Source organism: Butyricicoccus sp., from assembly GCF_050872565.1.
GTDB lineage: Bacteria > Bacillota > Clostridia > Oscillospirales > Butyricicoccaceae > Butyricicoccus_A.
The window spans coordinates 1-4,205 of the sequence record NZ_JBNMHC010000196.1 but is presented as its reverse complement, the minus strand read 5'-3'; the positions used below and the strand labels follow the sequence as shown (position 1 = coordinate 4,205).

3 protein-coding genes are annotated in these 4,205 nt (G+C 50.1%); all 3 read right to left on the bottom strand.

The features are described 5' to 3' along the window. Positions 1–88: 88 nt before the first annotated feature. Positions 89–2,548: an endopeptidase La gene (gene lon, locus ACR0P9_RS08460; protein WP_432619175.1), complete on the bottom strand. Its 2,460-nt coding sequence runs from the start codon at positions 2,546–2,548 to the stop codon at positions 89–91. Positions 2,549–2,873: 325 nt separating this feature from the next. Then, on the bottom strand, positions 2,874–3,203 hold the full coding sequence (locus tag ACR0P9_RS08455) for a DUF3846 domain-containing protein (protein WP_432619174.1): 330 nt from the start codon (positions 3,201–3,203) through the stop codon (positions 2,874–2,876). A gap of 18 nt (positions 3,204–3,221) precedes the next feature. After that, on the bottom strand, positions 3,222–4,205 hold a 984-nt coding region (gene clpX, locus ACR0P9_RS08450; RefSeq protein ID WP_432619172.1), incomplete at its 5' end, for an ATP-dependent Clp protease ATP-binding subunit ClpX.

The window sequence follows — 4,205 nt, the reverse complement described above, 5'->3', positions numbered from 1 at the left end:
TTGCCTGCAAAGGCAATCTGCGGCAGGTTATCCTTTGGGAAATCTGCTGTTTTGACCGCAGACCGCACAAATTCTACCAAATGTAAGTTCAGCATAATTCTCCTTGTCTCGCACCTGTTTTTCCTGACTGTGCCGGATCTGTCACGACGGACGCCTCTGCCTTTTCGCCTTTGACTGGGCGGCGCAGTGCAGTCTGAAGTACGGTATCCATCGTTTCTGCAATGACAAACTCCACGTTTTCGCGCACAATCGGGTCAATATCCTGTAAATCCGGTTCATTTTCCGCCGGAACAATGACGGTCTTCATGCCCGAGCGATACGCCGCCATGGTCTTTTCTTTCAGTCCGCCAATCGGCATCACGCGACCGCGCAAAGTCACCTCGCCAGTCATGGCAACATCATGGCGCACCGGAATATCAGACAGTGCCGATGCAATCGCCGTTGTCATCGTCACACCAGCTGACGGGCCATCCTTCGGAATTGCCGCCTCCGGAAAATGAATATGAATATCTTTCTCTTTATAGAACATCGGATCAATGCCCAGTTTTTCTGCCGCAGAACGCACATACGTTACTGCTGCCTTGGCCGATTCCGTCATGACCTTACCCAGATTGCCGGTAATTTCCAGTTTACCTGTGCCCGGGATGGCGTTGACTTCCACCTGCAGCATTTCGCCGCCGACGGACGTCCAAGCCAGACCATTGACCACACCGATTTCATCTTTCTTGGTGACATTATCGCGCTTATATCGCGGCGTTCCCAAAAAGCTCTCCATGTTGGAGCGATTGACCGTCACGCGCTTGCGCGTCTTGCGATCCGGATGCTCCTGCTGATCCTCGGCAATGATTTTCGCAGCTTTACGGCAAACCTTTGCAATCTGCTGTTCCAATCGGCGCACGCCAGCTTCTCTCGTATATGCATCAATGAGATATACCATCGTGTCGCGGCTCAGCGTCAAATTCGACTTTTTCAGTCCATGATGCTCCAGCTGCTTTGGCAGCAAATGCCGCATGGCAATCTCTGCCTTTTCCTGCTCGGTATAGCTGGACAGCTCAATAATTTCCATGCGATCGAGCAGCGGACGCGGGATCGTATCCAAGGTATTTGCTGTCGTAATAAACAGCACATCGGACAAATCAAACGGCAGCTCAATATAATGATCGCGGAACGCATTGTTTTGTTCTGCATCCAGCACTTCCAGCAGTGCCGCTGCCGGATCACCGCGGGAATCTGCACCCATCTTGTCGATTTCGTCCATCAAAATCAGCGCATTTTTGCTGCCAGCCTGTGTCAGAGCAGTCATAATGCGTCCCGGCATCGCGCCGATATACGTCTTTCGATGGCCGCGAATATCTGCCTCGTCCCGCACACCGCCGAGCGACATGCGCGCATACTTGCGGTTCATGGCTTCGGCAACGGAACGGACGATGGAGGTTTTGCCGACACCCGGAGGGCCAACCAAGCACAGTACCTGTCCCTTGAGCTGCGGTGCCAGAGACTTGACCGCCAAAAATTCCATAATGCGATCTTTTACCTTATCCAAGCCGTAATGATCGCGGTCAAGCACCTTGCGCGCCTGCTTCAAATTGACATGCTCCGATGTTTTGGTATTCCACGGAAGCTCCAGGCAGGTATCCAGATATGTACGAACCACACCGCTTTCCGCGGACATCGACTGCATTTTTTCCAGACGACCCGCTTCTTTGAGCAGCTTGCTCTCTGCCGCTTCATCCAAATGCAGCGCGCGGATCTTTTCGCGGTATTCTTCAACTTCTTCTCCGAGATCCTGATCGCCCAGTTCAGTCTGAATGATCTTGAGCTGTTCGCGCAGATAATATTCCTTCTGGTTTTTGTCAATCTGTTCTTTTAATTTATCTTGAATCGAGTTCTCGATCTGAAGAATTTCAATTTCATGGCCAAGCACACGAATAATCCGTTCCAGACGGCGCACATCGTGCAGCTCTTCCAGCAGTTCCTGCTTGGTCTCATATGCCAGCGGTGCATTCTGTGCAACATAATCCGCCAGATAGCCCGGCTCACCGCCGTCCAGCACCGTCATGACAACATCATTGGTTACTTGCTGTGCCAGTCCGGCATATTCTTCAAATCGGTCCTGCAAAGCACGTACCAATGCTTCTTTGCGGCGCTCTGCTACTCGTCCCGGATTGGTTTCCATGCGGAAAACGCGGGCGAACATGCAGCCGTCATCTTCCTTAGAAAATTCTTCCACACCGGCACGGTACGAGCCTTCCACCAATACGCGGATGTTATCACCCGGCAAACGCAGAATCTGCTTGACTGTGCACACCGTACCCACGACAAACAAATCGTCTGTCGTCGGCGCATCCGTGCGAATATCACGCTGTGCTGTCAGAAATAGACGCTGATTGTCTCGCATGGACTGCTCCAGCGCCTTCATGGAAATCAAACGACCGACATCAAAATGAATCAGCATTTCCGGAAAGGCTACCAATCCGCGCAGTGGCAGCACCGGCAGCACTTCAGACGCAATACTGGTATCATTTACCACTTCTTCGATCTGGGACATTTGATCTTACCTCCTCCCGGCAGCGCGGCAGGGATAGAGTTCCCAGCGCTGCGTACAGCCTTCATCCGAAGTCCCTACTGTCCAAATGAACAAACTGTACTTCAATATTTCATACTTCTTAAAATTATATAGTATTTTATTCTGCTTTTCAAGTCTCAGAGAAATCTGATATATGGAGAAATCTCCTAAATATACCAGTATTTTTTCATGCTTCTCCGTGCAATCTGGTGCATTTTTTCATATTATACTATTTTAGGAGGAATTCACGCACAAAAACAGCCTACAGACGCCAAAAGAAGGTCTGTAGGCTGAAACATGCAAAGCATTATTTTTTCAGAGCAAACTGCTCTGCGAAATATTCCGCATCATCTTCTGTCAGAGAAATGATGTTTCCAACATTGTCAAAAGACACCACAATCATCGGACCGTAGAACTGCGTTCCATCAATGACGCGATTTTCCGTCATTTTCAGCAGCTCGCTCAGCGCATTGTGAATGACACAAACGCCTTCTTCGATGCCTGCCGATGCAATCTTGCCGTGTACCAGTTCTTCCATCTGCGCTTCTGTGCCGTTGAGATACTTCACAACCGGCTCTTCATCTGGAAGAATATACAGGCTCCGAATGATATACGGATTTTCAGTAAATTCCTTCACGCGATTTCACCTCTTCTGTCAAGCAGTTTTCTGCGGCTTCAGCGTGATTACCGGCTTGCCCTTCTTGTCAATGACATCCTTGGTGATGCGCACAGACTCAATGTTATCATCCGACGGGATGGTAAACATAATATCCGTCATGGCATCTTCCATAACGCCACGCAGACCGCGGGCACCTGTCTGACGCTCCAATGCAATATCTGCTACACGCTCCAGTGCTGCATCATCAAAGGTCAGCTTAACGCCGTCCATATCAAACAGCTTTTCATACTGCTTGACCAGCGCATTCTTCGGTTCCTTGAGGATACGAATCAGTGCTTCTCTGTCCAGAGAATCCAGCGATACCAGCGCCGGCAAGCGACCGATCAACTCCGGAATCAGACCGAATTTCATCAAATCATGCGGTTCCAAATCGCGGAGAATCGTACCGATGTCTTTTTCTGTATTAGACTTGATCTGCGCACCAAATCCCATGCTGCTCTTTGTGGTGCGGTTCTCAACAATCTTTTCCAGACCATTGAACGCGCCGCCGCAGATAAACAGGATATTGGTCGTATCAATCTGAATAAACTCCTGATGCGGATGCTTGCGGCCGCCCTGCGGCGGAACATTGGCAACAGTGCCTTCCAGCATCTTCAGCAGTGCCTGCTGAACGCCCTCACCGCTTACATCACGGGTAATGGAGGCATTTTCACTCTTACGTGCGATCTTATCAATTTCATCGACATAGATGATGCCGCGCTGCGCGCGCTCTACATCGAAATCTGCTGCCTGAATCAGACGCAGCAGAATATTCTCTACGTCTTCGCCGACATAGCCAGCTTCTGTCAATGTCGTCGCATCTGCAATCGCAAACGGAACTTCCAGCGTCTTAGCCAAGGTCTGTGCCAGCAAAGTCTTACCGGAACCAGACGGACCGACGAGGAGAATATTGCTCTTCTGAAGCTCTACGCCATCATCCGAGCCTTTGAAAATACGCTTGTAGTGATTATATACCGCAAC